A 22,688-nucleotide genomic window follows, 5' to 3' on the forward strand; every position below is an offset into this window, starting at 1 on the left:
GTTGAGGCAGTTGAGGCAGTATCAGGATTCATTAAAAGAAAAGCCGGGACAAGCCCGGCTTTTTCTTTATCACTCAGCAGCTGCTTCAGCAGCGGCTGGGCGGTCTACCAGCTCAATGTAAGCCATAGGGGCGTTGTCGCCAGCACGGAAACCGCATTTCAGAATGCGAGTATAACCGCCGGCGCGCTCCAGGTAGCGCGGGCCCAGTTCATTGAACAGCTTAGCCACGATCGCGTTGTCGCGAGTGCGGGCAAATGCCAGACGACGATTAGCAACGCTATCAGTCTTGGCAAGGGTGATCAGCGGTTCAACTACACGACGCAGCTCTTTTGCCTTAGGCAGAGTCGTCTTGATGATCTCATGACGAACCAGGGAGCTGGCCATGTTGCGGAACATAGCCTGACGATGGCTGCTGTTCCGGTTCAGTTGACGACCACTCAAACGATGGCGCATGACCTTATCCTTCTAACTAAATCTGTGAAACCCGTAATCTGGATTACTCGTCAGCGATGCTGGCGGGCGGCCAGTTCTCAAGGCGCATGCCAAGAGACAGACCACGGGAGGCCAACACATCCTTGATCTCAGTCAGGGACTTCTTACCGAGGTTAGGAGTTTTAAGCAACTCAACTTCGGTACGCTGTACCAGATCACCAATATAGTGGATAGCTTCTGCCTTCAGACAGTTCGCAGAACGAACTGTCAGCTCCAAATCATCGACAGGACGTAGCAGAATCGGATCAAACTCGGGTTTCTCTTCTTTCTTCTCGGGCACGCTGACATCGCGCAGATCCACGAAGGCTTCCAGTTGCTCGGCCAGAATAGTGGCAGAACGACGGATGGCTTCTTCGGGATCCAGAGTACCATTGGTCTCCATGTCGATGACCAGCTTGTCCAAGTCGGTACGCTGTTCCACACGTGCTGCCTCAACATTGTAGGCAATACGAACGATGGGGCTGAACGCAGAGTCCAGCAGCAGGCGACCAATCGGACGCTCTTCATCATCGTTGTGAACACGAGCAGAAGCAGGCACATAACCACGACCGCGCTGAACTTTCAGGCGCATGCTGATTTCAGCATTGGCACCGGTCAGGTGGCAGATTACGTGCTCCGGGTTTACGATCTCGACTTCATCACCGTGAGTGATATCACCAGCGGTAACGGGGCCTGTTCCAGACTTGGTCAGGGACAGAGTTACCTCGTCCTTGCCTTCCAGCTTCACAGCGATGCCTTTCAGGTTGAGCAGAATTTCAAGAATGTCTTCCTGCACACCTTCTTTGCTGCTGTACTCATGCAGTACCCCGTCAATTTCGACTTCAGTAACTGCACAACCGGGCATAGATGACAGCAAAATACGACGCAGGGCATTACCCAGCGTGTGACCAAAACCACGCTCAAGTGGCTCAAGAGTCACTTTCGCATGAGTCGGGCTAACTTGCTCGATGTCAACTAGCCGCGGTTTAAGAAAATCTGTTACAGAACCCAGCATTGTGTCCTCTCTTTAGAAGCTAGCTTTACTTGGAGTAAAGCTCGACGATCAGCTGTTCGTTAATGTCGGCAGACAGGTCGGAACGCTCTGGCAGACGCTTGAAAGCACCTTCCATTTTAGCGGTGTCAACCTCTACCCAAGTCGGCTTCTCACGCTGACCAGCAACCTCGAGGGATGCTTTGATACGCGCTTGCTTCTTAGCCTTCTCACGAACGCAGACCACGTCCTCAGGGGAAACCTGGAAAGAAGGAATATTCACAACGCGACCATTTACCATGATGGCCTTATGGCTCACCAGCTGACGAGATTCAGCACGGGTAGCGCCGAAGCCCATACGGTAAACAACGTTGTCCAAACGACCTTCCAGCAGCTGCAACAGGTTCTCACCGGTGTTACCCTTTTGACGGGCAGCGTCGCGGTAGTAGTTGCGGAACTGTTTTTCCAATACGCCGTAGATACGACGAACTTTTTGTTTCTCGCGCAGCTGAACACCGTAGTCGGACAGACGCGCTTTGCGCGCACCGTGCTGACCAGGGGCGGTGTCAATCTTGCACTTAGAATCAATCGCACGAACACCAGACTTCAGGAAGAGGTCGGTGCCCTCACGACGGCTAAGCTTAAGCTTAGGACCGATATATCTTGCCATCTTCTTTCTCCAACAATCCTAGACCAAGTTGCAACAGCGTTATACGCGGCGCTTCTTGGGAGGACGACAACCGTTGTGCGGGATCGGAGTCACATCAGTAATATTAGTGATGCGGAAACCAGCCGCGTTCAGAGCGCGGATGGAAGACTCACGACCGGGACCCGGACCTTTGACCATGACTTCCAGGTTCTTCACGCCGTATTCTTTGGCGATCTCACCAGCACGCTCAGCAGCTACCTGGGCAGCAAACGGAGTGGACTTACGGGAACCACGGAAACCTGAACCACCGGAGGTAGCCCATGACAGAGCATTGCCCTGACGGTCAGTAATGGTCACGATTGTGTTGTTGAAAGATGCATGAACGTGCGCAATACCGTCGCTCACTTGCTTTTTAACGCGCTTGCGAGCACGAGTCGGAGTTTTAGCCATTTTCTACCTTCCCGTTACTTCTTGATAGCCTTGCGCGGACCCTTACGGGTACGAGCGTTGGTCTTGGTACGTTGACCACGAACAGGCAGGCTACGACGGTGACGCAAACCACGGTAGCAACCCAGATCCATCAATCGCTTGATGTTCATGGATATCTGACGACGCAGGTCACCTTCAACGGTGAATTTACCTACTTGTTCACGCAGACTCTCGATCTGAGCTTCGTCCAGGTCTTTAATTTTCACATTCTCAGCGATACCGGCTGCGGCACAGATGGCCTTGGAGCGGGTACGACCGACGCCATAAATCGCAGTCAAAGCAATGACTGCATGCTTATGGTCAGGAATGTTAATGCCAGCGATACGGGCCACTATTCACTCCTACATATAGTAGATTACGACCACCACAAAGCCCGTGAGCGGATACGTGGCGGTCAACCAATACACAACAAAAGTTGGCTGGCTATATTAGCCAGCACAACTATTTGTTGCAAGTACTAACCGTAAAAAATTAGCCTTGGCGCTGTTTATGCTTTGGCTCGCTGCAAATCACACGCACCACACCGTGACGCTTGATGATTTTGCAGTTACGGCAGATTGCCTTAACGGAAGCACGAACTTTCATTGCTTAACTCCGTAACTACGCCGACCTTTAGCGGCCGTAGCCCTTCAGGTTGGCCTTCCTCAGGACGTCGCCATATTGATGAGACATCATATGGGTTTGTACCTGAGCCATGAAGTCCATGATAACTACCACGATAATCAGCAGCGAGGTGCCACCGAAGTAGAACTGTACGTTCCAGGCAGTCATCAAGAACTGGGGTACCAGACAGATAAAGGTTATATAGAGCGCACCTGCCAATGTCAGGCGAGTCATAACCTTATCGATGTAACGTGCTGTCTGCTCGCCCGGGCGGATCCCCGGGATAAAGGCTCCACTCTTCTTCAAGTTGTCTGCTGTCTCGCGGGGGTTGAACACCAGCGCGGTATAGAAGAAACAGAAGAAGATAATGGCTGCTGCATAGAGCATCTCATACAAGGGCTGACCCGGCTGCAGGACCATAGAGACCTGTTGCAGGATATCAGCGACCTTGCCCTCACCCTGACCAAACCAAGAGGTGATGGTCCCTGGGAAGAGGATGATGCTGGATGCGAAAATCGCAGGAATCACACCGGCCATATTCACTTTCAATGGCAGGTGTGTGCTTTGCGCTGCGAATACCTGGCGGCCTTGTTGACGCTTGGCGTAGTTAACGACGATACGACGCTGACCACGTTCCACGAACACCACAAAGTAAGTCACTGCGAAAACAATCAAGCCCAGCAACAACAACAGCAGGATGTGCAATTCCCCTTGACGTGCCTGTTCGGCCGTAGCACCAATGGCATGCGGCAAACCAGCAACGATACCCGTGAAAATAATCAACGAGATACCATTACCGATCCCACGCTCGGTAATCTGCTCACCCAACCACATCAAGAACATGGTACCGGTGACCAGACTCACAACGGCCGTGAAATAGAAGCCCAAACCCGGATGTGTCACGAGTCCTTGCATCATATTCGGCAGACCGGTTGCAATACCAATGGCCTGGAAAGTTCCCAAAACCAGCGTGCCCCAACGGGTATATTGGCTAATCTTGCGACGGCCAGATTCACCTTCTTTCTTGAGTTCAGCAAGAGCGGGGTGAACCACAGTCAGCAGCTGGATAATGATCGATGCCGAAATGTACGGCATGATCCCCAGCGCAAGAATAGAAGCACGCGAGAGTGCACCACCACTGAACATGTTAAACATCTCAATGATGGTGCCCTTCTGTTGTTGGAACAATTCGGCCAGTACGGCGGCGTCAATACCAGGAATCGGCACATAAGAGCCTGCACGGAAAACGATAATCGCCCCGAGAACGAAGAGCAGACGGCTCTTCAATTCACTCAGACCACCCTGTGCTTTAACATCCAATCCTGGTTTCTTAGCCATTGTACTGATTATTCCTCGATTTTACCGCCAGCGGCCTCGATGGCTGCACGTGCACCTTTGGTGACGGACACACCACGAACGGTCACAGCACGGTCAATGTTGCCAGACAGAACAACTTTAGCGAAAACGATGTTCTTGGTAACAACACCGGCTTGCTTCAGAGTGCTCAAATCGACCACATCACCTTCTACCATGGCGATTTCGTTCAGACGCACTTCGGCAGAAACCAAAGATTTGCGAGAGAAGAAACCGAACTTCGGCAGACGGATTTTCAAAGGCATCTGGCCGCCTTCGAAACCAGCGCGGACTTTACCGCCACCGGAACGAGAGGTTTGACCTTTCACACCACGACCACCAGTCTTGCCCAGGCCGGAGCCGATACCACGACCACGACGTTGTTTTTCAGGCTTGGAACCAGCGGCCGGAGACAGAGTATTCAGACGCATGCTTAGCCCTCCACCTTAACCATGTAATAAACCTGGTTGATCATACCGCGTACGCAGGGAGTATCTTCCAGCTCAACGGTGTGACCAATGCGACGCAGACCCAGACCACGCAGAGTCGCCTTGTGCTTTGGCAGACGGCCGATAGAGCTGCGAGTTTGAGTTACTTTTACAGTGTTAGCCATGTCGCATTACCCCAGAATTTCTTCAACGCGCAGACCACGCTTGGCAGCGATCTGGGCCGGGGATTGACCCTGTACCAGAGCGTCTACAGTTGCGCGAACAACGTTGATTGGGTTGGTGGAACCGTAGGTCTTAGCCAGCACGTTGTGAATACCAGCAACTTCCAGAACAGCACGCATGGCGCCGCCTGCAATGATACCAGTACCTTGTGAGGCCGGCTTCATGAACACGGAGGAACCGGAGTGAACACCGCGCACCGGGTGGTGCAGAGTGCCATTGTTCAGTTCTACCTTGCTCAGGTTACGCTTAGCCTGTTCCATCGCTTTTTGAATAGCGGCCGGAACTTCACGGGCCTTACCGTAACCGTAACCTACACGGCCGTTACCATCACCCACCACGGTCAACGCGGTGAAGGACATGATACGACCACCTTTAACAGTTTTCGAAACACGGTTTACTGCAATCAGCTTTTCTTGCAGTTCGCCGGCTTGAGATTCGACTTTAGCCATCTTCGACTCCTAGCTTAGAACTGAAGACCAGCGTCACGAGCAGCGGTAGCCAGAGCGGCTACACGACCGTGATACTTGAAACCGGAACGATCGAAAGATACGTTCTGAACGCCTTTGGCAATAGCACGCTCAGCGATTGCTTTACCCACTGCGGTAGCTGCATCAGCATTACCGGAGTATTTAAGAGCTTCACTGATGGCTTTCTCTACTGTAGAAGCAGAGGCCAGAACTTCGGAACCGTTGGCTGCGATAACCTGCGCGTAGATATGACGCGGGGTACGGTGAACAACCAGACGGGTAGCTCCCAGTTCCTGCATCTTCTTCCGAGCACGAGTAGCACGACGGAGACGAGCTGCTTTCTTGTCCATAGTGTTACCTTACTTCTTCTTAGCTTCTTTAGTACGCACTTGCTCGTTGGCATAGCGTACACCCTTGCCCTTGTAGGGCTCCGGAGCGCGGTAAGAACGGATATCGGCGGCGACCTGGCCAACCAGCTGCTTGTCCACACCACGCAGAACGATCTCTGTAGCGGTCGGGCATTCAGCGGTGACACCAGCCGGCAGCGCATGCTCTACCGGGTGAGAGAAGCCCAGGGCCAGCGCGACAGCATTGCCCTTGATGGAGGCTTTATAACCTACACCAACCAGCTGCAGCTTACGCTCGAAGCCTTGGGTAACACCGATTACCATGTTGTTAGCCAATGCACGTGCAGTACCGGCCTGAGCGTCAGCACCAGCGATGCCGTCGCGCGGGGCGAACTTCAGTACATTGTCTTCTTTGGTCACTTCTACACCGGCGTGGATGGAACGAACCAGAGAACCTTTACCACCTTTGATGGACAGTTCCTGACCGTTCAGAGTCACCTCTACGCCAGCAGGAATAGTGACGGGTGCCTTAGCAACGCGAGACATTTCCGACCTCCTATTAAGCGACGTAGCAGATGATCTCACCACCCATGCTTGCCTTGCGGGCAGCACGGTCGGTCATCACACCTTTAGACGTGGACACGATAGCAACACCGAGACCGCCCATAACTTTCGGCAGATCAGTAGTGCGCTTGTAAATACGCAGGCCGGGACGGCTCACGCGTTGGATCAGTTCTACAACTGGCTTGCCCTGGAAATATTTCAGTTCAATTTCCAGTTCCGGCTTCACATCACCCGCTACGGAGTAGCCAGCGATGTAACCTTCTTCTTTCAGCACTTTGGCGATAGCCACTTTCAGCTTGGAAGAAGGCATGGAAACCGCAACTTTGCTCGCCGCCTGACCGTTACGGATGCGGGTCAGCATATCCGCGATCGGATCTTGCATGCTCATAAGTCTAACTCCCGAGATTCGTTACCAAGAAGCCTTCTTCAGGCCCGGAATTTCGCCCTTCATGGCATGCTCACGCACCTTGATGCGAGACAGACCAAACTTACGCAGGAAACCGTGCGGACGACCAGTAATATTGCAACGGTTACGCTGGCGGGACGGACTGGAATCACGGGGCAGCTGTTGCAGTTGCAGTACAGCATCCCAACGCGCTTCTTCAGAAGCGTTCATATCAACGATGATAGCTTTCAGCTCGGTTCGCTTAGTGGCGAACTTGGCTACCAGCTTCGCACGCTTTGCTTCACGTGCTTTCATGGATGTTTTAGCCATAACCCTAACCTTACTTGCGGAATGGGAAGTTAAAGGCAGCCAGCAGAGCACGGCCTTCTTCATCGGTATTCGCGGAAGTGGTGATGGTGATATCCAGACCACGGACGCGATCGACTTTGTCATAGTCGATTTCCGGGAAGATGATTTGCTCACGCACGCCCATGGAGTAGTTACCACGACCGTCGAACGCTTTAGCGTTCAGGCCACGGAAGTCACGGATACGCGGTACGGAGATGCAAATCAGCCGTTCCAGGAACTCCCACATACGCTCGCCACGCAGGGTTACTTTACAACCTATCGGGTAGCCTTCACGAATCTTGAAGCCCGCAACAGATTTGCGAGCTTTGGTGATCAGCGGCTTCTGACCGGAAATGGCAGCCATATCGGCAGCGGCATTTTCCAACAGCTTTTTGTCAGAGATCGCTTCACCAACACCCATGTTCAGGGTGATTTTCTCGATCCGAGGGACTTGCATGATAGTCTTGTAACCGAACTGTTTGGCCAGTTCATTTACTACATCGGATTTGTAGTAATCATGCAGTTTCGCCATCGTTAAACTCCAATTACTTCACAAGTTCGCCGGTGGATTTGAAGAAACGAACTTTTTTGCCGTCTTCAATCCGGAAACCAACGCGATCAGCCTTGCCAGCGGCAGAGTTGAACAGCGCTACGTTAGAAACGTCCATTGGGGCTTCTTTGCTGATGATGCCGCCAGCCTGACCCAGTGCGGGTACCGGCTTTTGATGCTTCTTCACCAGATTGATGCCTTCAACGAGAACCTTACCTTCGGTTACCAGGACTTGAGTGACTTTGCCACGCTTGCCCTTGTCTTTGCCGGTAAGAACAATCACTTCGTCTTCGCGACGGATTTTAGCTGCCATCGTTCGACTCCTTACAGTACTTCGGGTGCCAGGGACACAATCTTCATGAACTTCTCATTACGGAGTTCACGGGTCACCGGGCCAAAAATACGAGTACCGATTGGCTGTTGGTTGTTGTTAAGCAACACAGCCGCATTGTTGTCGAAACGGATGACTGAGCCGTCCGGACGACGAACGCCTTTACGGGTGCGTACGACCACCGCGTTATATACATCACCTTTCTTCACTTTACCGCGAGGAATGGCTTCCTTGATGGAAACTTTGATGATGTCGCCGATGCCGGCATAACGGCGGTGCGAGCCACCCAGAACCTTAATACACATTACACTGCGAGCGCCGGAGTTGTCGGCTACACCCAGCATACTTTGCATCTGGATCATTTTAGTGCTCCGCTTTGTTTACTTCTTATCCCTTTCGGGATCTGGCTGCCTTCAAAAGGCGCGAAACTATAACACATGATTTTGAGAAAAGGTAGCCTAAAAAACAAACGGCCCCGCTAAGGGGCCGTTTGGACTACAAAGTACCGATTAGGCCTTTTCTAAGATCGCAACCAGGGTCCAGGACTTGGTCTTGGACAGCGGGCGGCATTCGCGGATTTCCACGAGATCGCCAGCTTTACACTCGTTGTTTTCATCATGTACGTGCAGCTTGGTAGTGCGCTTGATGATCTTACCGTAGATCGGGTGCTTTACCTTGCGCTCGATAGCAACAGTGATGGATTTTTCCATCTTGTCGCTGATTACACGACCTTGCAGAGTACGGATCTTGTCAGTCATTACGCACCTGCCTTCTCAGTCAGTACAGTCTTGATACGTGCGACGTCACGACGCACTTGTTTCAGAGTGTGAGTCTGAGCCAGCTGGCCAGTGGACGCTTGCATGCGCATGTTGAATTGCTCACGCAGCAGGCCCAGCAGCTCCTGGTTCAGTTCATCGACGCTCTTTTGACGCAGATCTTGGGCTTTCATCACATCACCGTCTTAATTACGAAAGTGGTCTGAACAGACAGCTTAGCTGCGGCCAGGGCAAACGCTTCACGCGCCAGAGCCTCAGGTACACCGTCCATCTCGTACAGAACCTTGCCAGGCTGGATCGGGCAGACCCAATATTCCACGTTGCCCTTACCTTTACCCATACGAACTTCGAGAGGCTTTTCGGTGATGGGCTTGTCCGGGAACACACGGATCCAGATCTTGCCTTGACGCTTAACGTGACGGGTCATGGCACGACGGGCTGCTTCGATTTGACGAGCAGTCAGTTGACCACGAGATGTCGCCTTCAGGCCAAAGGTACCGAAGGATACTTCGTTACCAGTGTTGGCCAGACCGCGGTTGCGACCCTTATGGGTCTTGCGGAATTTAGTACGCTTTGGTTGCAACATTTACCGAATCTCCTTACTTACCGCGGCGTTTGTTATCGCGCTTGGGCTTTGCAGGAGCTTGCTCTTGAGCAGCGGCAGCATTGACTGCAGCCAGACCACCCAGAACTTCGCCCTTGAAGATCCAAACCTTAACGCCGATCACACCGTAAGTGGTGTGGGCTTCAGAAGTTGCGTAGTCGATGTCGGCACGCAGGGTGTGCAACGGCACACGACCTTCACGGTACCATTCGGTACGCGCGATTTCAGCACCGCCCAGACGACCAGACACTTCCACTTTGATGCCCTTGGCACCCAGGCGCATTGCGTTCTGTACGGCGCGCTTCATAGCACGACGGAACATTACGCGACGTTCCAGTTGGGAAGTGATGCTGTCAGCAACAAGCTTGCCATCCAGCTCCGGCTTACGGACTTCGGAAATGTTGATCTGAGCAGGCACGCCGGTAATCACGGCGACAGCTTTGCGCAGTTTCTCAACGTCTTCGCCTTTCTTACCGATCACAACACCCGGACGAGCGGTGTGAATGGTCACACGGATGCTCTTGGCCGGACGCTCGATGGTGATCTTGGACAAGGACGCATTTTTCAGTTCCTTGGTCAGGAACTGGCGTACTTGAAAATCGCTGTACAGGTTGTCAGCGAAGTCTTTGGTGTTCGCGAACCAGGTAGAATTCCAAGGCTTGGTAATACCCAGGCGAATGCCATTAGGATGTACTTTCTGACCCATTGCTTATCTCCCAGCCTTAGCGTCGGATACCACTACAGTGATGTGAGCGGTACGCTTGAGGATACGATCCGCACGACCTTTGGCACGCGGACGGATGCGCTTCATGGAGGGACCTTCGTCGACCATGATAGTAGCAACACGCAGCGCATCGATATCAGCGCCTTCGTTGTGCTCAGCGTTTGCAATGGCAGATTCCAGCACTTTCTTAACCAGCACTGCAGCCTTTTTCGGGCTGAAGGTCAGGATATTCAGAGCCTTGTCTACAGACAGACCACGTACTTGATCGGCTACCAGACGAGCTTTCTGGGCAGAAGTACGGGCATAACGGTGTTTAGCGATAGCTTCCATCATTTATCCCTTAGCGCTTCTTAGCCTTCTTATCAGCAGCATGGCCGCGATAAGTACGAGTCGGTGCGAATTCACCCAGTTTGTGACCGATCATTTCTTCGGTAACGAAAACCGGAACGTGCTGACGACCATTATGGACAGCGATGGTCAAACCGATCATGTTCGGGATGATCATTGAACGACGGGACCAGGTTTTAACCGGCTTTTTATCCCCGCTTTCCACCGCTTTCTCTACCTTCTTCAGCAAGTGCAGGTCAATAAATGGACCCTTCTTGAGAGAACGTGGCATGGTGATTCCTCTATGTTAACAATTACTTGTTACGACGACGTACGATGTACTTGTCGGTACGCTTGTTCTTACGGGTCTTGAAGCCTTTAGCCTTCTGGCCCCATGGGGACACAGGCTGCATGCCCTTGTTACGACCCTCACCACCACCGTGCGGGTGGTCGACCGGGTTCATCGCCATACCGCGAACGGTCGGACGAATACCACGCCAGCGGTTGGCACCGGCTTTACCCAGTTGACGCAACATGTGCTCGGAGTTACCGACTTCACCGATGGTGGCGCGGCACTCGGCCAGAACTTTACGTACTTCGCCGGAACGCAGACGCAGAGTTACATAGTTACCTTCACGAGCCAGGATCTGGATGAAAGTACCAGCGGAACGAGCCAGCTGGGCACCTTTACCAGGTTTCATCTCAACGGCGTGAACAGTAGAACCAACCGGGATGTTGCGCATCGGCAGGGTGTTACCTACCTTGATGGCTGCATCAGCACCAGAAGCGATCGCGTCACCAGCTTTCAGGCCTTTCGGAGCCAGGATGTAACGACGCTCACCGTCTGCATACAACACCAGTGCGATGTTAGCGGTACGGTTAGGATCGTATTCCAGGCGTTCTACTTTGGCCGGGATACCGTCTTTGTCACGTTTGAAGTCGACGATACGGTAATGCTGCTTGTGACCACCACCGATATGACGGGTGGTGATACGACCGTTGTTGTTACGACCACCGGACTTGCTCTTGCTGTCCAGCAGAGCGGCAAAGGGCTTACCCTTGTACAGCTCTTGATTGACGATCTTAACGACGTGGCGGCGGCCTGGAGAAGTAGGCTTGCACTTAACGATTGCCATTTTTCAGAACTCCTCTTACTCGGCTGCGCCCATGAAGTCGATGTCCTGACCAGCTTTCAGGGTCACATAAGCCTTTTTCCAATCGGAACGACGGCCTACGCGTGCACCTGAGCGCTTGGTTTTACCCTTCATGTTCAGGGTACGGACGGTCTCAACTTCGACCTCGAACAGTTTCGCAACTGCAGCTTTGACTTCCGCCTTGGTGGCGTCGACAGCAATTTTGAACACGATAGTGTTCTGCTTCTCGGCGACCATGGTGCTCTTTTCAGAGATATGCGGAGCCTTCAGAACTTTCAACAGACGCTCTTCGCGGATCATGCCAGCATCTCCTCGATTTGCTTAACTGCTTCAGCAGTCATCAGAACCTTGTCGAAAGCGATCAGGCTGACCGGGTCGATACCGGCAACGTCACGCACGTCAACTTTGTACAGGTTGCGAGCAGCCAGGAACAGGTTCTCATCGACTTCAGCTGTCACGATCAGAACGTCAGTCAGTTCCATCTCTTTCAGCTTGGCGATCAGTTCTTTGGTCTTCGGCGCTTCGATGCCGAATTTCTCGACAACGATCAGGCGCTCTTGACGTACCAGCTCGGACAGGATGCTACGGATAGCGCCGCGGTACATCTTCTTGTTTACTTTTTGGCTGTGATCTTGCGGCTTAGCAGCAAAAGTCACACCACCGGAACGCCAAATGGGCGAACGGATGGAGCCAGCACGGGCACGACCAGTACCCTTCTGACGCCACGGCTTTTTGCCGCCACCAGACACTTCAGAGCGAGTCAGCTGCGCACGAGTACCCTGACGGGCACCTGCGGCATATGCAACGACGACCTGGTGAACCAGAGCTTCGTTGAATTCGCGCCCGAAGGTAGTCTCGGAAACTTCAAGAGCGCTCTTGGCGTCTTTCATTACCAATTCCATTACTATCTCCTCAGACGTTACGCTTTGACGGCAGGTTTGACGATCACGTTGCCGTTGGTTGCACCTGGGACTGCACCTTTGATGAGCAGCAGGTTACGTTCAGCGTCAACACGAACCAGTTCCAGGTTCTGAGTCGTTACACGCTCAGCACCCATGTGACCAGCCATCTTTTTGCCCTTGAATACACGACCCGGAGTCTGGTTCTGACCGATAGAACCCGGAGCGCGGTGAGACAAGGAGTTACCGTGGGTCATATCCTGGGTGCGGAAGTTGTGGCGCTTTACAGTGCCCGCAAAACCTTTACCCTTGGATGTGCCGGTAACGTCTACCATCTTAACGTCAGCGAGAAGATCTACTTTCAGCTCGCTACCAACAGTGAAAGTTTCACCGTTGTTCAGGCGGAACTCCCACAGACCGCGACCGGCTTCTACACCAGCTTTGGCGAAGTGGCCAGCTTCCGGCTTGGTCACACGGCTGGCTTTCTTGGCGCCAGTGGTAACCTGAATAGCGTTGTAGCCGTCGGTTTCTACAGATTTGACCTGAGTTACACGGTTAGCTTCAACTTCGATAACAGTCACCGGGATAGAAACGCCATCTTCAGTGAAGATGCGAGTCATACCCACTTTGCGACCTACAAGACCGATTGTCATTGTTATCAACCTCTTTCCGTAATTAACCCAGGCTGATCTGGACGTCTACACCAGCTGCCAGATCCAGACGCATCAGGGCGTCTACGGTCTTGTCAGTCGGCTCAACGATGTCTACCAGACGCTTGTGAGTGCGGATCTCGTACTGATCACGCGCATCTTTGTTGACGTGCGGGGAGATCAGGACGGTGAAGCGCTCTTTGCGAGTCGGCAGCGGAATAGGACCGCGAACCTGCGCGCCGGTGCGCTTTGCAGTTTCAACGATTTCCGCAGTGGATTGATCAATCAGGCGATGATCAAAAGCCTTCAGGCGGATACGGATTCTTTGGTTCTGCATTGACAGAGCTCCAATAGATAAAAGAACATAAACCAACACCGCCCGACCGAGATTACTCCCGCCAGAGGTGTGATTTTTCACGTTTCCTCCCATATCGGGAGGACTGTATGGCTGGCTCCTGTAAACAGGAAGCTCAGCAGCAGACATATCGTCTGGCTTACCTCATGGGTAAGCGGAGGGGATTATACGGATTTTTCAAATTTGCGCAAGGGAGGGCGAACAGATTGTGCGCAGTTTTATGTGACAGATGGATCTCGCCGACGACACCTCACCCCCCCTTGCCAACTCGGGGTAACGACAATGTTACAAACAGGCTGGTAGACTGTGCGCCTGCCTCTGTCAGTGGAACGACATCCAATGCTCAAAGATCAAAAAAAAGCCTATCAGTATGGACTCTGCGCCGTTGCCCTCTGGTCGACAGTCGCCACCGCCTTCAAGATCTCCCTCACCTACTTTGAACCGGTGCAATTGCTGCTTGTAGCCGCCTTCACCTCGACCCTCACGCTGACGGCGATAGTCGCCAAACAGGGTAAACTGCCGCTGCTACGGAGTTACATCAAGGCCCGACCTTTCTATTACCTGACCCTGGGTGTGCTGAACCCCTTCCTCTATTACCTGCTGCTGTTCAAAGCCTATGATCTGCTGCCCGCCCAGCAGGCACAGACCCTCAACTACACCTGGGCCATCACCCTCAGTCTTCTGGCAGTCCCCTTTCTCGGCCAGAAACTGCGCCGCCGCGATGGAGTGGCCATAGTGCTGGGCTACTTCGGTGCCCTGGTGATCGCCACCAAGGGGGATGTGTTCGGCCTGCAATTCGACAGCCCGCTCGGGGTCGCGCTGGCGCTGGTATCGACGCTTATCTGGGCCAGTTACTGGATCCTCAACACCCGCAATCAGGGAGACCCTATCGTCAGCCTGTTGCTCGGCTTTATCATCAGCCTTCCTTTCATTGTCGCGGCGACCTGGCTGCTCTCCGATTTCGCCATGACAGCCTGGCAAGGCTGGGTCGGCGCCATCTATGTGGGCCTGTTCGAGATGGGCTTCGGTTTCGTGCTCTGGCTGATGGCTTTGCGCCATGCCACCAACACGGCCCCTATAAGCAACCTCATCTTCATCTCGCCGTTTGCCTCCCTGGTGCTGCTCAACCTGTTGATCGGCGAGACAATACACCCGGCAACCCCCATAGGGCTGGGGCTGATCGTCGCCGCCTTGCTGATCCAGCAGCTGAAATATGGCAAGCGCTATCGCAAGGGAGCAGAGCCGCAAGCCTGATAATGCAAAAGGGCGTATCCACGGATACGCCCTTTTCTCAATCCATCCACTCCAGTGGCTGGTTCTTGGGAAGCCGGACCTCGACCAACAAGCCCCCCAGTTCGGCCCGTCCCAGCCGGATGGTGCCGTGATGCTGAGAGACGATCTTGGCGACGATGGCCAATCCCAGGCCGCTGCCACTGCCGGTGCGAGCCTCGTTGCCCTGAGTGAAGGGCTTGAGCACCCGGTAATAATCCTGCTCGGGGATGCCGGGACCATTGTCCGACAGCCGCAGCCGCACCCAGTGACCATCATCTTTGAGCTCGGCGTGCAACCTGCTCGCGCCGTAGCGCAGCGAGTTGCCTGACAGGTTGTTGAGAATACGGCGAATACTGATGGGATTGCAGGCCACTCTCACCGCCTCTTCCGGCAATTCGAGGTCAACCTCCAATCCCTGATCGGTCTGCATCAGCAGTACGTCGTGGATCAGCTGAGTCAGATCGATCTGCTGGGTATCCAGTCCCTCGTCCGGACGAATGTAGTCGATGAACTGATCTATGATGCCGTTGGACTCGTCGATGTCCGCGTTGATGCTCTCCTTGAGATACTCATCCCCGGACGACATCATTTCGGTCGCCAGCCGGATGCGGGTCAGCGGTGTGCGCAAGTCATGAGAGACCCCAGCCATCATCAGATTGCGCTCCTCAATCAAGCGTTTGATGGAGCTCGACATATGATTGAAGGTCCGGGTCAGTCGGCGTACCTCCCGCGACCCCTGTTCCCCCAGCGCATCGGGAAAGTTGCCGCGCGCCACGGCTACGGCGCCGGCCTCCAGATCCTCCAGCAGACGAGCAAAACGCCAGGCAGCAAACAGGGTGACCACCAGCAGCACGCTCATGTAGAGGATCAGCGGCTCGATATCGTCATCTTCGATCTCGGTCAGCGGGATACGCACCCACACCTGATTGGCCTGCGGCGGCTGGATCCAGATGATGTAGTGATCCTGGATCTCGACCCGCACCTTGGTCTTGCCACCCAGTTCACGACTGATGCTCTCTTCCAGATAGGTATAGGGCTTGGAGTCGTTGAGCCCATGCTGTTCGGCCTCCGTCTGGGTGTAGAGGTCACTGCCGGTCGCGACATAGACCAGTGCTTCGGCATCCTCGCTCAGCGCCAGCTGATTGCTTTCGACCGGGAAGATGAGCTTGACCTGATTGGCCAGCAGGTGGCTGATCTGCTTGACGGTGGGTGCCAGCAGATAGTTGTAGAAGGTGACATAGGAGACAAACTGATAGACCACCAGCACGGCGGCCAAAAACCAGAGCATGCGAGAAAACATGCTGCCCATTTTTTTCATTCGCCATCACCGTCCGGCACGAAGACGTAACCCAGGCCCCAGACGGTCTGCAGATAACGAGGCTGGGCCGGGTCCTGCTCCAGCAGGCGGCGCAAGCGGGAGACCTGCACGTCTATGCTGCGCTCGGTCGCCGTGTACTCGCGCCCTCTGGCCAGATTCATCAACTTGTCGCGGGAGAGAGGCTCACGAGGGTGGCTGACCAGCACCTTGAGCACGGCAAATTCACCGCTGGTCAGGGCCACGGGCTCGCCATCACGGCTGAGCTCCCGGGTCGCCAGGTTGAGCTGATAGCTGCCAAAGGTCACCATCTTCTCGGCGGTCGAGGGCGCGCCTGGCAGTTCGACGGTATGCCGGCGCAGCACGGCACGGATCCGCGCCAGCAGCTCACGGGGGTTGAATGGCTTGGGCAGATAGTCATCAGCCCCCATCTCGAGCCCGACGATGCGATCCACCTCATCCCCCTTGGCGGTCAGCATGAGTACCGGGATCTGGTTGCCGGCTTCACGAAGGCGACGACAGATAGAAAGCCCATCCTCCCCCGGCAGCATCAGATCAAGTACCATCAGGCTGAAGTTTTCACGGGTCAGCAGGCGGTCAGCCTGTTCGCCATTGGCGACGCCCCGAACAACGAATCCCTGTTCGGTCAGATAGCGCTCCAGCAGGGAACGTAATTTCAAATCATCGTCGACGACCAGAACCTTGTATTGCTGACTCATTGCTTGCCTCTCCTCTCGATATGTTGCCAATACTAGAGCTCGAGGCCCCAACGGCAAAGCATAAATATGTTACCGGTTATTGCCCATGGCATCCCTTGATCCCTCTGCCGTCAGCGCCTGTCGACCATGCGGTCCCCTGATGACGACGCAGTTTTTGCTCGACACAGAAATGGCAGCGACTAAGATCCGCCGAGCCATAAGAGGCTCATCAGCCCACATTGACGCAGGTACCTGAAATCCATGAAGACCAAGCTCATCACCCGCGAAGGCTACAACAAGCTGAAAGAAGAGCTCGATTTCCTGTGGCGCGAAGAGCGCCCCGAGACCACGCGCAAGGTGGCCTGGGCCGCCAGCCTTGGGGATCGCAGCGAGAATGCAGACTACCAGTACAACAAGAAGCGGCTGCGGGAGATCGACAGACGGGTGCGTTACCTGCGCAAATGCCTCGAGGAGCTGGGGATCGTCGATTATGCTCCCGCCCAGGAGGGCAAGGTGTTCTTCGGCGCCTGGGTCGAGGTGGAAAACGAAGAGGGTGACACCAAGCGCTTTCGCATCGTCGGTTATGACGAGATTTTTGGCCGCAAGGATTACATCTCCATCGACTCTCCCATGGCTCGGGCCCTGCTCAAGAAAGAGGTCGGGGATGAGGCCATAGTACCTACGCCAGTCGGTGACGCCTGCTGGTATATCAATGACATCAGCTATCCCAAATGACGCAGCCGGGGAGACTTCTCCTCCCCGCCATCCAGGTCAGCAGAGTGCTCTTCCCTCCCGGACATCTTCTCTTCCATGACGGGGAGCGGATCGCTCGGTCTCTTCCCTCTCCCTTGGGCTCAACAGCCATTTACGTCATTTCGCCAGGGTGGCATACAGTCGCGCGACCCCATATAGTGCTCACATTTGGCGCCTTATGGCGCAAACCGATCTCGGTGGCACTCTCGGTACACGCCATGATGCACATCCCCATGGCGTAGAGACGCGACCTGCTGGCAGGCAATATACCCAGCAGCAAGTCGACGCCACCCAGGCCAGTTGGATAGAAGCGACCACAGAGATCCCCGATGCACAGCCATGTAATAGAGAGACAGATTGCCGGTGAGCTGAATGCCCGTCCGGAACAAGTGCAGGCAGCCGTGCGCCTGCTGGATGAAGGCTCGACAGTACCCTTTATCGCCCGTTACCGCAAAGAGGTGACTGGTGGCCTGGATGACAGCCAGCTACGCACCCTGGAGAGCCGCCTTGGTTATCTGCGCGAGCTGGAGGATCGGCGCCAGGTAATCATTCGCTCCATCGAGGAGCAAGGCAAACTCACCCCTGAGCTGACCCGCGAGCTGAATGGCGCCGACAGTAAGACCCGGCTGGAAGATCTCTATCTCCCTTACAAACCCAAGCGTCGCACCAAGGGACAGATGGCCATAGAGGCGGGGCTCGAGCCACTGGCGACCCTGCTGCTCACGGACCCGATGCGGGATCCCGAACAGGCCGCTGCCGGCTTCCTCAATTCCGAGCAAGGCATCACCGACAGCAAGACAGCCCTTGATGGAGCCCGCTACATACTGATGGAGCGCTTCGCAGAGCAGGCAGACCTGCTGGAGAAATTGCGGGACTATCTGTGGCACAACGCCACCCTGCGCGCTCGCGTGGTGGCAGGCAAGGAACAGGAAGGGGCCAAGTTCAAGGACTACTTCGAACATGACGAGCCGCTGCACAAGGCTCCCTCCCACCGGGTACTGGCGATGCTGCGCGGGCGCAATGAGGGGGTCCTCAATCTGGCGCTGGTCACAGGTGAAAACGAGAGCGCCAGCCCTTGTGAAGGCATCATAGCCCACCACCTCAAACTCAATCTGCAAAGCCGTCCGGCCGACAAGTGGCTGCAAGGTGTCGTGAGCTGGACATGGAAGATCAAGCTGTCGCTGCAGATGGAGACCGAGCTGATCGGCCGGATCCGCGAATCGGCAGAAGAGGAGGCGATCAAGGTGTTTGCCATGAACCTCCAGGATCTGCTGATGGCAGCCCCGGCTGGCATGCGCTGCACCATGGGGCTGGATCCAGGTATCCGTACCGGGGTCAAGGTGGCCGTGGTCGACGCCACTGGCAAGCTGGTCGATCACGCCACTATCTACCCGTTCGAGCCGAAGAAACAGGTCGATCAGAGCCTCAAAACCCTTAGCGAGCTGTGCCAGAAGCACAAGGTGGAGCTCATCAGCATCGGCAACGGCACCGCCTCGCGGGAAACCGATCGGCTGGTGAGCGAACTATTCGAGCGCTACCCCGCAGCCAAGGCGCAAAAGGTTGTGGTCAGCGAGGCGGGTGCCTCTGTCTACTCCGCTTCCGAGCTTGCCTCCCAGGAGTTCCCGGATCTGGATGTCTCTATCCGTGGCGCCGTCTCCATCGCCCGCCGCCTGCAGGATCCCCTGGCCGAGCTGGTCAAGATCGATCCCAAGAGTATCGGTGTGGGCCAATACCAGCACGACGTAGGCCAGAGCCAGCTTGCACGGCGGCTGGATGCAGTGGTCGAGGATTGCGTGAACGCAGTCGGGGTGGATGTGAACACAGCCTCGGTCGCCCTGTTGAATCGGGTCTCCGGTCTCTCCCAGACACTAGCCCAGAATATCGTCGCCTATCGGGACGAGCACGGCGCCTTCCAGAGCCACCAGCAGTTGCTGAAGGTGAGCCGGCTCGGCCCCAAGGCATTCGAGCAGTGTGCCGGCTTCCTGCGTATTCGTGGGGGCAGCAATCCTCTCGACAGCTCGGCGGTACACCCGGAATCCTACCCTGTGGTTGAAAGGATCCTGGCGCAACTCCAGCAGCAAGTTGAAAGCCTGCTCGGCAACGGCAGCCTGCTACGCAGCCTGAAGCCGGCTGACTATACGGATGAGCAGTTCGGCGTGCCCACTGTCACCGACATCATAGGCGAGCTGGACAAGCCTGGCCGCGACCCGCGCCCCGAGTTCAAGACCGCCACCTTCAAGGATGGGGTAGAGAAGATAAGCGACCTGGCGCCAGAGATGATATTGGAAGGCGTGGTCACCAACGTCACCAACTTCGGCGCCTTCGTCGATATCGGTGTCCATCAGGACGGGCTGGTCCACATATCCTCCCTGACGGATCGCTTCGTGAAGGACCCTCGCGAGGTGGTCAAGGCGGGGGACATAGTGAGGGTCAAGGTGCTGGAGGTCGATGCCCCGCGCAAGCGGATCAGCCTGACCATGCGGCTGGACGAAAAAGCCGGACAACCGGCCCGCAAGCCTGCCGAGCCACGCAACGCTGGCAGTGCCAAACCCAGAAACGAGCCCCGTCAGGCAGCGCCCATGGGGGGCGCCATGGGCAGTGCGTTCGCTGCTGCTCTCTCCAAAACCAAGAAATGAAAAAAGCCCCGCGAGGGGCTTTTTTACAAGGCCAGGCTTACTGACTGAGAGTAGCCAGAATACCTTCCGGATCCTGATGTTGTACCAGCACCTCCCGCAGCCGGTTGAATGCCTTGCAGGCTTCCTGCGGGTACTTGCCATAAGAAACGACGCCGGTGTGGCTCCAGCCGGCCGCCAGCATGACCTTCTTCTTGAAATGGGTCCCTTCAGTCCCGCCGCCACCGAGTTGCATCAAGAACTGTTCCATCTGAAGGTGAGGAGGGGGAACACGGGAGAAGGTGGCAAAATCTTCCGGTTTGACTTCATCAAAGTGCATGGCGACTCCTGTGAGGATGAATGGGATTACCCCTCAGATTAGTTGCAAAAACCCGGGTCGGGATAGAAAAATCGGGGAAAAGTAGTATGCCTAGACGCTTAGGCTGAGACCCTGCTGCGCCGCTGGCCTGACCGCCTGTTGATATCGCTGGGCGATGACCTGATTACGTTGTTCCATATAGGTGTGCAGCACGCCGGTCCGTGCACCATCAGCAAACGTAGCGCCTGACTGGGAGCTGGATGTCATCATTGCCTTGCGGGCTTGGGCTTCCTTGGCTGTGGCACTTCTGGCCACACTCAGATCCTGTCCGGAAGGCTCGGCAGGCGCCAGAGCGGCTGCCCGTACCTGCTGCATCTTGGCAATGGTGGCTTCAGGATCACCAGGGATAGTCCCGATATCGATGGACACCTCACCACCAGTGGCATAACGCTTGCCGTCCGGTCCCATCGAGAATTGATAAGTAGGGCTACTGGCATACTGGCCGCCTGCAGCCTGATGAGCCTGCTCGTGGGTGCGAACCTCCTGATCCCTGTCCACCAGCTCCTTGATCTGCAGCTCCTGCTTTTGTTGCTGCTCCTGCTGCTTGGGATCCTGCTGTTGCTTGTTGCGCTGGCCATCCTCACCCGTGGCTTCAACAAAGCGGTTATCCACGGGCGTTTGCGGGGTGCTGGTCTGTGACCCTTCCCGCGTCTGCTGAGAGGTCTGGGCGGCATTGGCCTGGCTGGTCTTGGACTTGTCTTTCTGCGAGCCGACTTCAGGCTCGGCATTGAATGCCTCGCTCTGACGAGTCTGGGGGATGAGTGCTGCACGGCGATTGTCAGTGCGTGCCGATTCCGTCTGCGGTTGCAGCTGATTAGGAATAAGGGTCGGCAGACTGACATTGATGTTCATGTCAGACTCGGATATCGATCAGGGTACCCATCATGTCACTGGCAGTCTGGATCACTTTGGCAGAGGCACCAGCCTGCACCTCGGCCACCTTGAGGTTGACCAGCTCGTCAGGCAACTGCACCTGATCGCCGCTCGGTGTGTTAAGCCGGGCAATCTGGCTGGATGCCTTGTCGGCAATCTGCTCCGCTCGCTGAAACCCTTGTACTCCGCTGTTCAATGCAGAATCTATGCGCATGACAACTCTCCTCTGATATTGGATTAATTATCCGTCACGCCAGAAGATTAATGAAGTAAATCGTCTGTTTTTTAACCAACAAAATATCGAACGATTTCAACGAACTGTTGGGGATGGGAAATAAAGGGTGCGTGTGAGGCTTTTTCCAGCACCACGCTGTGGCTGGCTGGGTAGCGCTCATCCAGCAGCGCAATGGAGGCTTTAGGCACCAGGGAATCCAGCCGGCCATAGACGCGCAGCCAGGGCAGGCTCAGTTGTAGCAGCTCATCGCGCAGGTCCACATCTGCCAGCAAACCGAGTCCGGCCTCCAGCGCAGCAAACTGAGGGGCGGGGCGTTCCGCCAGCCAGTGGCGCAGCTGACGGATATCATCACGGGCATGCTCGCTGCCCATGGCCTGGATCGCCAGAAAGCGTTCTATGGTCTGTCTGAAGTCTCCCGCCAACATCTGATTGAAACCGGTCAGCACCTTGGGAGCTATACCTGGCCACTCATCCCGGGCCATGAAACAGGGAGAGCTGGCCACAGTGATAAGCGAATGAAGTCGCTCAGGCTGAGTCAAGGCCAGCTGGCTTGCTACCAGACCACCGAGGGACCAGCCGAGCAGATGGCACTTCTGTGGCAAGACTATGGCAATCTGCTCTGCCAGCCAGGGCAATGAATAATCACTCCCCTCGCGCAGCGGACTGTTGCCAAACCCGGGCAAGTCCACCAGATGCAGCCGATAATGTGCCGCCAACTGCTGGGCAATACCATGCCAGACTGCGCCATTCATGCCCCATCCGTGCAACAGCACCAGATCGGGTCCCTGACCAAATCGCTCTACCGATACGCTCATCTAGACTCAAGATCCCTGTTCATTCTCT

Annotated in this window: 37 protein-coding genes; 3 read left to right on the forward strand and 34 right to left on the reverse strand. The window is 55.2% G+C overall.

The window, feature by feature from the left end; genetic code table 11:
• Positions 1 to 69: 69 nt before the first annotated feature.
• The 28 genes from rplQ to rpsJ form a co-directional block, all read right to left on the reverse strand.
• Entirely contained in the window at positions 70 to 453 is a 384-nt protein-coding gene (gene rplQ / locus AXW79_RS21115) for a 50S ribosomal protein L17 (RefSeq protein WP_005307999.1), read from the reverse strand.
• A 43-nt stretch (positions 454 to 496) separates the two neighbouring features.
• Positions 497 to 1,486 carry a DNA-directed RNA polymerase subunit alpha gene (locus AXW79_RS21120; protein ID WP_005307997.1) on the reverse strand — a complete coding sequence of 330 codons (990 nt, stop codon included), beginning with the start codon at positions 1,484 to 1,486 and terminating at the stop codon, positions 497 to 499.
• Positions 1,487 to 1,511: 25 nt separating this feature from the next.
• Positions 1,512 to 2,132 carry a 30S ribosomal protein S4 gene (gene rpsD / locus AXW79_RS21125; protein WP_005319700.1) on the reverse strand — a complete coding sequence of 207 codons (621 nt, stop codon included), beginning with the start codon at positions 2,130 to 2,132 and terminating at the stop codon, positions 1,512 to 1,514.
• A gap of 39 nt (positions 2,133 to 2,171) precedes the next feature.
• On the reverse strand, positions 2,172 to 2,561 hold the full coding sequence (gene rpsK / locus AXW79_RS21130; RefSeq protein ID WP_005319702.1) for a 30S ribosomal protein S11: 390 nt from the start codon (positions 2,559 to 2,561) through the stop codon (positions 2,172 to 2,174).
• Positions 2,562 to 2,575: 14 nt separating this feature from the next.
• Positions 2,576 to 2,932 carry a 30S ribosomal protein S13 gene (gene rpsM, locus AXW79_RS21135; protein WP_005307991.1) on the reverse strand — a complete coding sequence of 119 codons (357 nt, stop codon included), beginning with the start codon at positions 2,930 to 2,932 and terminating at the stop codon, positions 2,576 to 2,578.
• A gap of 139 nt (positions 2,933 to 3,071) precedes the next feature.
• Positions 3,072 to 3,185, reverse strand: coding sequence for a 50S ribosomal protein L36 (gene rpmJ, locus AXW79_RS22600; protein ID WP_005319705.1), 114 nt, complete (start codon positions 3,183 to 3,185; stop codon positions 3,072 to 3,074).
• A gap of 27 nt (positions 3,186 to 3,212) precedes the next feature.
• Positions 3,213 to 4,541: a preprotein translocase subunit SecY gene (secY, locus tag AXW79_RS21140; protein ID WP_005307989.1), complete on the reverse strand. Its 1,329-nt coding sequence runs from the start codon at positions 4,539 to 4,541 to the stop codon at positions 3,213 to 3,215.
• 8 nt (positions 4,542 to 4,549) lie between these two features.
• Complete coding sequence (gene rplO / locus AXW79_RS21145; RefSeq protein WP_005319708.1) at positions 4,550 to 4,987, reverse strand: 50S ribosomal protein L15; 438 nt, start codon at positions 4,985 to 4,987, stop codon at positions 4,550 to 4,552.
• 2 nt (positions 4,988 to 4,989) lie between these two features.
• Positions 4,990 to 5,169: a 50S ribosomal protein L30 gene (gene rpmD, locus AXW79_RS21150; protein WP_005307985.1), complete on the reverse strand. Its 180-nt coding sequence runs from the start codon at positions 5,167 to 5,169 to the stop codon at positions 4,990 to 4,992.
• A 6-nt stretch (positions 5,170 to 5,175) separates the two neighbouring features.
• Entirely contained in the window at positions 5,176 to 5,676 is a 501-nt protein-coding gene (rpsE, locus tag AXW79_RS21155; protein WP_005319713.1) for a 30S ribosomal protein S5, read from the reverse strand.
• Between the two features lie 14 nt (positions 5,677 to 5,690).
• Positions 5,691 to 6,044, reverse strand: coding sequence for a 50S ribosomal protein L18 (gene rplR / locus AXW79_RS21160; RefSeq protein ID WP_005319717.1), 354 nt, complete (start codon positions 6,042 to 6,044; stop codon positions 5,691 to 5,693).
• Positions 6,045 to 6,053: 9 nt separating this feature from the next.
• Positions 6,054 to 6,587 (reverse strand): 50S ribosomal protein L6, encoded by a 534-nt coding sequence (rplF, locus tag AXW79_RS21165; protein WP_005319720.1) that lies wholly within the window; start codon positions 6,585 to 6,587, stop codon positions 6,054 to 6,056.
• Between the two features lie 13 nt (positions 6,588 to 6,600).
• Positions 6,601 to 6,993 (reverse strand): 30S ribosomal protein S8, encoded by a 393-nt coding sequence (gene rpsH / locus AXW79_RS21170; RefSeq protein WP_005307980.1) that lies wholly within the window; start codon positions 6,991 to 6,993, stop codon positions 6,601 to 6,603.
• 21 nt (positions 6,994 to 7,014) lie between these two features.
• Entirely contained in the window at positions 7,015 to 7,320 is a 306-nt protein-coding gene (rpsN, locus tag AXW79_RS21175; RefSeq protein WP_005319722.1) for a 30S ribosomal protein S14, read from the reverse strand.
• Between the two features lie 10 nt (positions 7,321 to 7,330).
• On the reverse strand, positions 7,331 to 7,870 hold the full coding sequence (gene rplE, locus AXW79_RS21180; RefSeq protein WP_005319725.1) for a 50S ribosomal protein L5: 540 nt from the start codon (positions 7,868 to 7,870) through the stop codon (positions 7,331 to 7,333).
• 13 nt (positions 7,871 to 7,883) lie between these two features.
• Positions 7,884 to 8,201 carry a 50S ribosomal protein L24 gene (gene rplX, locus AXW79_RS21185; RefSeq protein ID WP_005319727.1) on the reverse strand — a complete coding sequence of 106 codons (318 nt, stop codon included), beginning with the start codon at positions 8,199 to 8,201 and terminating at the stop codon, positions 7,884 to 7,886.
• A gap of 11 nt (positions 8,202 to 8,212) precedes the next feature.
• Positions 8,213 to 8,581: a 50S ribosomal protein L14 gene (rplN, locus tag AXW79_RS21190; protein WP_005307975.1), complete on the reverse strand. Its 369-nt coding sequence runs from the start codon at positions 8,579 to 8,581 to the stop codon at positions 8,213 to 8,215.
• 147 nt (positions 8,582 to 8,728) lie between these two features.
• On the reverse strand, positions 8,729 to 8,977 hold the full coding sequence (gene rpsQ / locus AXW79_RS21195) for a 30S ribosomal protein S17 (RefSeq protein WP_005319730.1): 249 nt from the start codon (positions 8,975 to 8,977) through the stop codon (positions 8,729 to 8,731).
• Positions 8,977 to 9,168 carry a 50S ribosomal protein L29 gene (rpmC, locus tag AXW79_RS21200; protein ID WP_005319733.1) on the reverse strand — a complete coding sequence of 64 codons (192 nt, stop codon included), beginning with the start codon at positions 9,166 to 9,168 and terminating at the stop codon, positions 8,977 to 8,979. The genes rpsQ and rpmC overlap by 1 nt, the downstream gene beginning before the upstream one ends.
• Positions 9,168 to 9,581, reverse strand: a complete 414-nt coding sequence (gene rplP / locus AXW79_RS21205; protein WP_005319737.1) for a 50S ribosomal protein L16 — start codon at positions 9,579 to 9,581, stop codon at positions 9,168 to 9,170. Before rplP ends, rpmC begins: the two co-directional genes overlap by 1 nt.
• 13 nt (positions 9,582 to 9,594) lie before the next feature.
• Entirely contained in the window at positions 9,595 to 10,305 is a 711-nt protein-coding gene (rpsC, locus tag AXW79_RS21210) for a 30S ribosomal protein S3 (protein WP_005319740.1), read from the reverse strand.
• A gap of 3 nt (positions 10,306 to 10,308) precedes the next feature.
• Positions 10,309 to 10,653 (reverse strand): 50S ribosomal protein L22, encoded by a 345-nt coding sequence (rplV, locus tag AXW79_RS21215; RefSeq protein ID WP_005319741.1) that lies wholly within the window; start codon positions 10,651 to 10,653, stop codon positions 10,309 to 10,311.
• A 10-nt stretch (positions 10,654 to 10,663) separates the two neighbouring features.
• Entirely contained in the window at positions 10,664 to 10,942 is a 279-nt protein-coding gene (gene rpsS, locus AXW79_RS21220; RefSeq protein ID WP_005307960.1) for a 30S ribosomal protein S19, read from the reverse strand.
• 22 nt (positions 10,943 to 10,964) lie between these two features.
• Entirely contained in the window at positions 10,965 to 11,786 is an 822-nt protein-coding gene (gene rplB, locus AXW79_RS21225) for a 50S ribosomal protein L2 (RefSeq protein WP_005319743.1), read from the reverse strand.
• A gap of 15 nt (positions 11,787 to 11,801) precedes the next feature.
• Entirely contained in the window at positions 11,802 to 12,104 is a 303-nt protein-coding gene (rplW, locus tag AXW79_RS21230; protein ID WP_005319747.1) for a 50S ribosomal protein L23, read from the reverse strand.
• Positions 12,101 to 12,706: a 50S ribosomal protein L4 gene (gene rplD, locus AXW79_RS21235; protein WP_005319750.1), complete on the reverse strand. Its 606-nt coding sequence runs from the start codon at positions 12,704 to 12,706 to the stop codon at positions 12,101 to 12,103. The genes rplW and rplD overlap by 4 nt, the downstream gene beginning before the upstream one ends.
• Before the next feature lie 17 nt (positions 12,707 to 12,723).
• Complete coding sequence (gene rplC / locus AXW79_RS21240; protein ID WP_005319753.1) at positions 12,724 to 13,356, reverse strand: 50S ribosomal protein L3; 633 nt, start codon at positions 13,354 to 13,356, stop codon at positions 12,724 to 12,726.
• 22 nt (positions 13,357 to 13,378) lie between these two features.
• Positions 13,379 to 13,690 (reverse strand): 30S ribosomal protein S10, encoded by a 312-nt coding sequence (rpsJ, locus tag AXW79_RS21245; RefSeq protein ID WP_005307944.1) that lies wholly within the window; start codon positions 13,688 to 13,690, stop codon positions 13,379 to 13,381.
• A gap of 357 nt (positions 13,691 to 14,047) precedes the next feature.
• Here rpsJ and AXW79_RS21250 point away from each other — a divergent pair, with 357 nt between their 5' ends.
• The gene (locus tag AXW79_RS21250; RefSeq protein WP_005319757.1) at positions 14,048 to 14,962 is read left to right on the forward strand and encodes a DMT family transporter; all 915 of its coding nucleotides are present in this window, start codon (positions 14,048 to 14,050) and stop codon (positions 14,960 to 14,962) included.
• Positions 14,963 to 14,999: 37 nt separating this feature from the next.
• Here AXW79_RS21250 and envZ read toward each other — a convergent pair whose 3' ends face one another.
• Entirely contained in the window at positions 15,000 to 16,298 is a 1,299-nt protein-coding gene (gene envZ, locus AXW79_RS21255; RefSeq protein WP_005319760.1) for a two-component system sensor histidine kinase EnvZ, read from the reverse strand.
• The gene (gene ompR / locus AXW79_RS21260) at positions 16,295 to 17,014 is read right to left on the reverse strand and encodes an osmolarity response regulator transcription factor OmpR (protein WP_005319762.1); all 720 of its coding nucleotides are present in this window, start codon (positions 17,012 to 17,014) and stop codon (positions 16,295 to 16,297) included. The genes envZ and ompR overlap by 4 nt, the downstream gene beginning before the upstream one ends.
• 240 nt (positions 17,015 to 17,254) lie before the next feature.
• Here ompR and greB point away from each other — a divergent pair, with 240 nt between their 5' ends.
• Positions 17,255 to 17,728 carry a transcription elongation factor GreB gene (greB, locus tag AXW79_RS21265; RefSeq protein WP_005319766.1) on the forward strand — a complete coding sequence of 158 codons (474 nt, stop codon included), beginning with the start codon at positions 17,255 to 17,257 and terminating at the stop codon, positions 17,726 to 17,728.
• A 347-nt stretch (positions 17,729 to 18,075) separates the two neighbouring features.
• The gene (locus AXW79_RS21270) at positions 18,076 to 20,382 is read left to right on the forward strand and encodes a Tex family protein (protein ID WP_011899206.1); all 2,307 of its coding nucleotides are present in this window, start codon (positions 18,076 to 18,078) and stop codon (positions 20,380 to 20,382) included.
• Positions 20,383 to 20,419: 37 nt separating this feature from the next.
• Here AXW79_RS21270 and AXW79_RS21275 read toward each other — a convergent pair whose 3' ends face one another.
• The 4 genes from AXW79_RS21275 to bioH form a co-directional block, all read right to left on the reverse strand.
• Complete coding sequence (locus AXW79_RS21275) at positions 20,420 to 20,698, reverse strand: hypothetical protein (protein ID WP_005319791.1); 279 nt, start codon at positions 20,696 to 20,698, stop codon at positions 20,420 to 20,422.
• 90 nt (positions 20,699 to 20,788) lie between these two features.
• The gene (locus AXW79_RS21280) at positions 20,789 to 21,589 is read right to left on the reverse strand and encodes a putative metalloprotease CJM1_0395 family protein (protein WP_005319794.1); all 801 of its coding nucleotides are present in this window, start codon (positions 21,587 to 21,589) and stop codon (positions 20,789 to 20,791) included.
• A gap of 1 nt (position 21,590) precedes the next feature.
• Complete coding sequence (locus AXW79_RS21285; RefSeq protein ID WP_005319796.1) at positions 21,591 to 21,824, reverse strand: hypothetical protein; 234 nt, start codon at positions 21,822 to 21,824, stop codon at positions 21,591 to 21,593.
• A 71-nt stretch (positions 21,825 to 21,895) separates the two neighbouring features.
• Positions 21,896 to 22,660, reverse strand: a complete 765-nt coding sequence (bioH, locus tag AXW79_RS21290; RefSeq protein ID WP_005319797.1) for a pimeloyl-ACP methyl ester esterase BioH — start codon at positions 22,658 to 22,660, stop codon at positions 21,896 to 21,898.
• Positions 22,661 to 22,688 lie beyond the last annotated feature (28 nt).

Origin of the sequence: Aeromonas salmonicida subsp. salmonicida, assembly GCF_001643305.1 — a bacterium.
GTDB classification, from domain to species: domain Bacteria; phylum Pseudomonadota; class Gammaproteobacteria; order Enterobacterales; family Aeromonadaceae; genus Aeromonas; species Aeromonas salmonicida.

Bases quoted from the DNA above. Each gene is read 5' to 3' on its own strand.
- rplQ (WP_005307999.1), bottom strand. From the start codon at position 453: ATGCGCCATCGTTTGAGTGGTCGTCAACTGAACCGGAACAGCAGCCAT.
- AXW79_RS21120 (WP_005307997.1), bottom strand. From the start codon at position 1,486: ATGCTGGGTTCTGTAACAGATTTTCTTAAACCGCGGCTAGTTGACATC.
- rpsD (WP_005319700.1), bottom strand. From the start codon at position 2,132: ATGGCAAGATATATCGGTCCTAAGCTTAAGCTTAGCCGTCGTGAGGGC.
- rpsK (WP_005319702.1), bottom strand. From the start codon at position 2,561: ATGGCTAAAACTCCGACTCGTGCTCGCAAGCGCGTTAAAAAGCAAGTG.
- rpmJ (WP_005319705.1), bottom strand. From the start codon at position 3,185: ATGAAAGTTCGTGCTTCCGTTAAGGCAATCTGCCGTAACTGCAAAATC.
- secY (WP_005307989.1), bottom strand. From the start codon at position 4,541: ATGGCTAAGAAACCAGGATTGGATGTTAAAGCACAGGGTGGTCTGAGT.
- rplO (WP_005319708.1), bottom strand. From the start codon at position 4,987: ATGCGTCTGAATACTCTGTCTCCGGCCGCTGGTTCCAAGCCTGAAAAA.
- rpmD (WP_005307985.1), bottom strand. From the start codon at position 5,169: ATGGCTAACACTGTAAAAGTAACTCAAACTCGCAGCTCTATCGGCCGT.
- rpsE (WP_005319713.1), bottom strand. From the start codon at position 5,676: ATGGCTAAAGTCGAATCTCAAGCCGGCGAACTGCAAGAAAAGCTGATT.
- rplR (WP_005319717.1), bottom strand. From the start codon at position 6,044: ATGGACAAGAAAGCAGCTCGTCTCCGTCGTGCTACTCGTGCTCGGAAG.
- rplF (WP_005319720.1), bottom strand. From the start codon at position 6,587: ATGTCTCGCGTTGCTAAGGCACCCGTCACTATTCCTGCTGGCGTAGAG.
- rpsH (WP_005307980.1), bottom strand. From the start codon at position 6,993: ATGAGCATGCAAGATCCGATCGCGGATATGCTGACCCGCATCCGTAAC.
- rpsN (WP_005319722.1), bottom strand. From the start codon at position 7,320: ATGGCTAAAACATCCATGAAAGCACGTGAAGCAAAGCGTGCGAAGCTG.
- rplE (WP_005319725.1), bottom strand. From the start codon at position 7,870: ATGGCGAAACTGCATGATTACTACAAATCCGATGTAGTAAATGAACTG.
- rplX (WP_005319727.1), bottom strand. From the start codon at position 8,201: ATGGCAGCTAAAATCCGTCGCGAAGACGAAGTGATTGTTCTTACCGGC.
- rplN (WP_005307975.1), bottom strand. From the start codon at position 8,581: ATGATCCAGATGCAAAGTATGCTGGGTGTAGCCGACAACTCCGGCGCT.
- rpsQ (WP_005319730.1), bottom strand. From the start codon at position 8,977: ATGACTGACAAGATCCGTACTCTGCAAGGTCGTGTAATCAGCGACAAG.
- rpmC (WP_005319733.1), bottom strand. From the start codon at position 9,168: ATGAAAGCCCAAGATCTGCGTCAAAAGAGCGTCGATGAACTGAACCAG.
- rplP (WP_005319737.1), bottom strand. From the start codon at position 9,581: ATGTTGCAACCAAAGCGTACTAAATTCCGCAAGACCCATAAGGGTCGC.
- rpsC (WP_005319740.1), bottom strand. From the start codon at position 10,305: ATGGGTCAGAAAGTACATCCTAATGGCATTCGCCTGGGTATTACCAAG.
- rplV (WP_005319741.1), bottom strand. From the start codon at position 10,653: ATGGAAGCTATCGCTAAACACCGTTATGCCCGTACTTCTGCCCAGAAA.
- rpsS (WP_005307960.1), bottom strand. From the start codon at position 10,942: ATGCCACGTTCTCTCAAGAAGGGTCCATTTATTGACCTGCACTTGCTG.
- rplB (WP_005319743.1), bottom strand. From the start codon at position 11,786: ATGGCAATCGTTAAGTGCAAGCCTACTTCTCCAGGCCGCCGCCACGTC.
- rplW (WP_005319747.1), bottom strand. From the start codon at position 12,104: ATGATCCGCGAAGAGCGTCTGTTGAAAGTTCTGAAGGCTCCGCATATC.
- rplD (WP_005319750.1), bottom strand. From the start codon at position 12,706: ATGGAATTGGTAATGAAAGACGCCAAGAGCGCTCTTGAAGTTTCCGAG.
- rplC (WP_005319753.1), bottom strand. From the start codon at position 13,356: ATGACAATCGGTCTTGTAGGTCGCAAAGTGGGTATGACTCGCATCTTC.
- rpsJ (WP_005307944.1), bottom strand. From the start codon at position 13,690: ATGCAGAACCAAAGAATCCGTATCCGCCTGAAGGCTTTTGATCATCGC.
- AXW79_RS21250 (WP_005319757.1), top strand. From the start codon at position 14,048: ATGCTCAAAGATCAAAAAAAAGCCTATCAGTATGGACTCTGCGCCGTT.
- envZ (WP_005319760.1), bottom strand. From the start codon at position 16,298: ATGAAAAAAATGGGCAGCATGTTTTCTCGCATGCTCTGGTTTTTGGCC.
- ompR (WP_005319762.1), bottom strand. From the start codon at position 17,014: ATGAGTCAGCAATACAAGGTTCTGGTCGTCGACGATGATTTGAAATTA.
- greB (WP_005319766.1), top strand. From the start codon at position 17,255: ATGAAGACCAAGCTCATCACCCGCGAAGGCTACAACAAGCTGAAAGAA.
- AXW79_RS21270 (WP_011899206.1), top strand. From the start codon at position 18,076: ATGCACAGCCATGTAATAGAGAGACAGATTGCCGGTGAGCTGAATGCC.
- AXW79_RS21275 (WP_005319791.1), bottom strand. From the start codon at position 20,698: ATGCACTTTGATGAAGTCAAACCGGAAGATTTTGCCACCTTCTCCCGT.
- AXW79_RS21280 (WP_005319794.1), bottom strand. From the start codon at position 21,589: ATGAACATCAATGTCAGTCTGCCGACCCTTATTCCTAATCAGCTGCAA.
- AXW79_RS21285 (WP_005319796.1), bottom strand. From the start codon at position 21,824: ATGCGCATAGATTCTGCATTGAACAGCGGAGTACAAGGGTTTCAGCGA.
- bioH (WP_005319797.1), bottom strand. From the start codon at position 22,660: ATGAGCGTATCGGTAGAGCGATTTGGTCAGGGACCCGATCTGGTGCTG.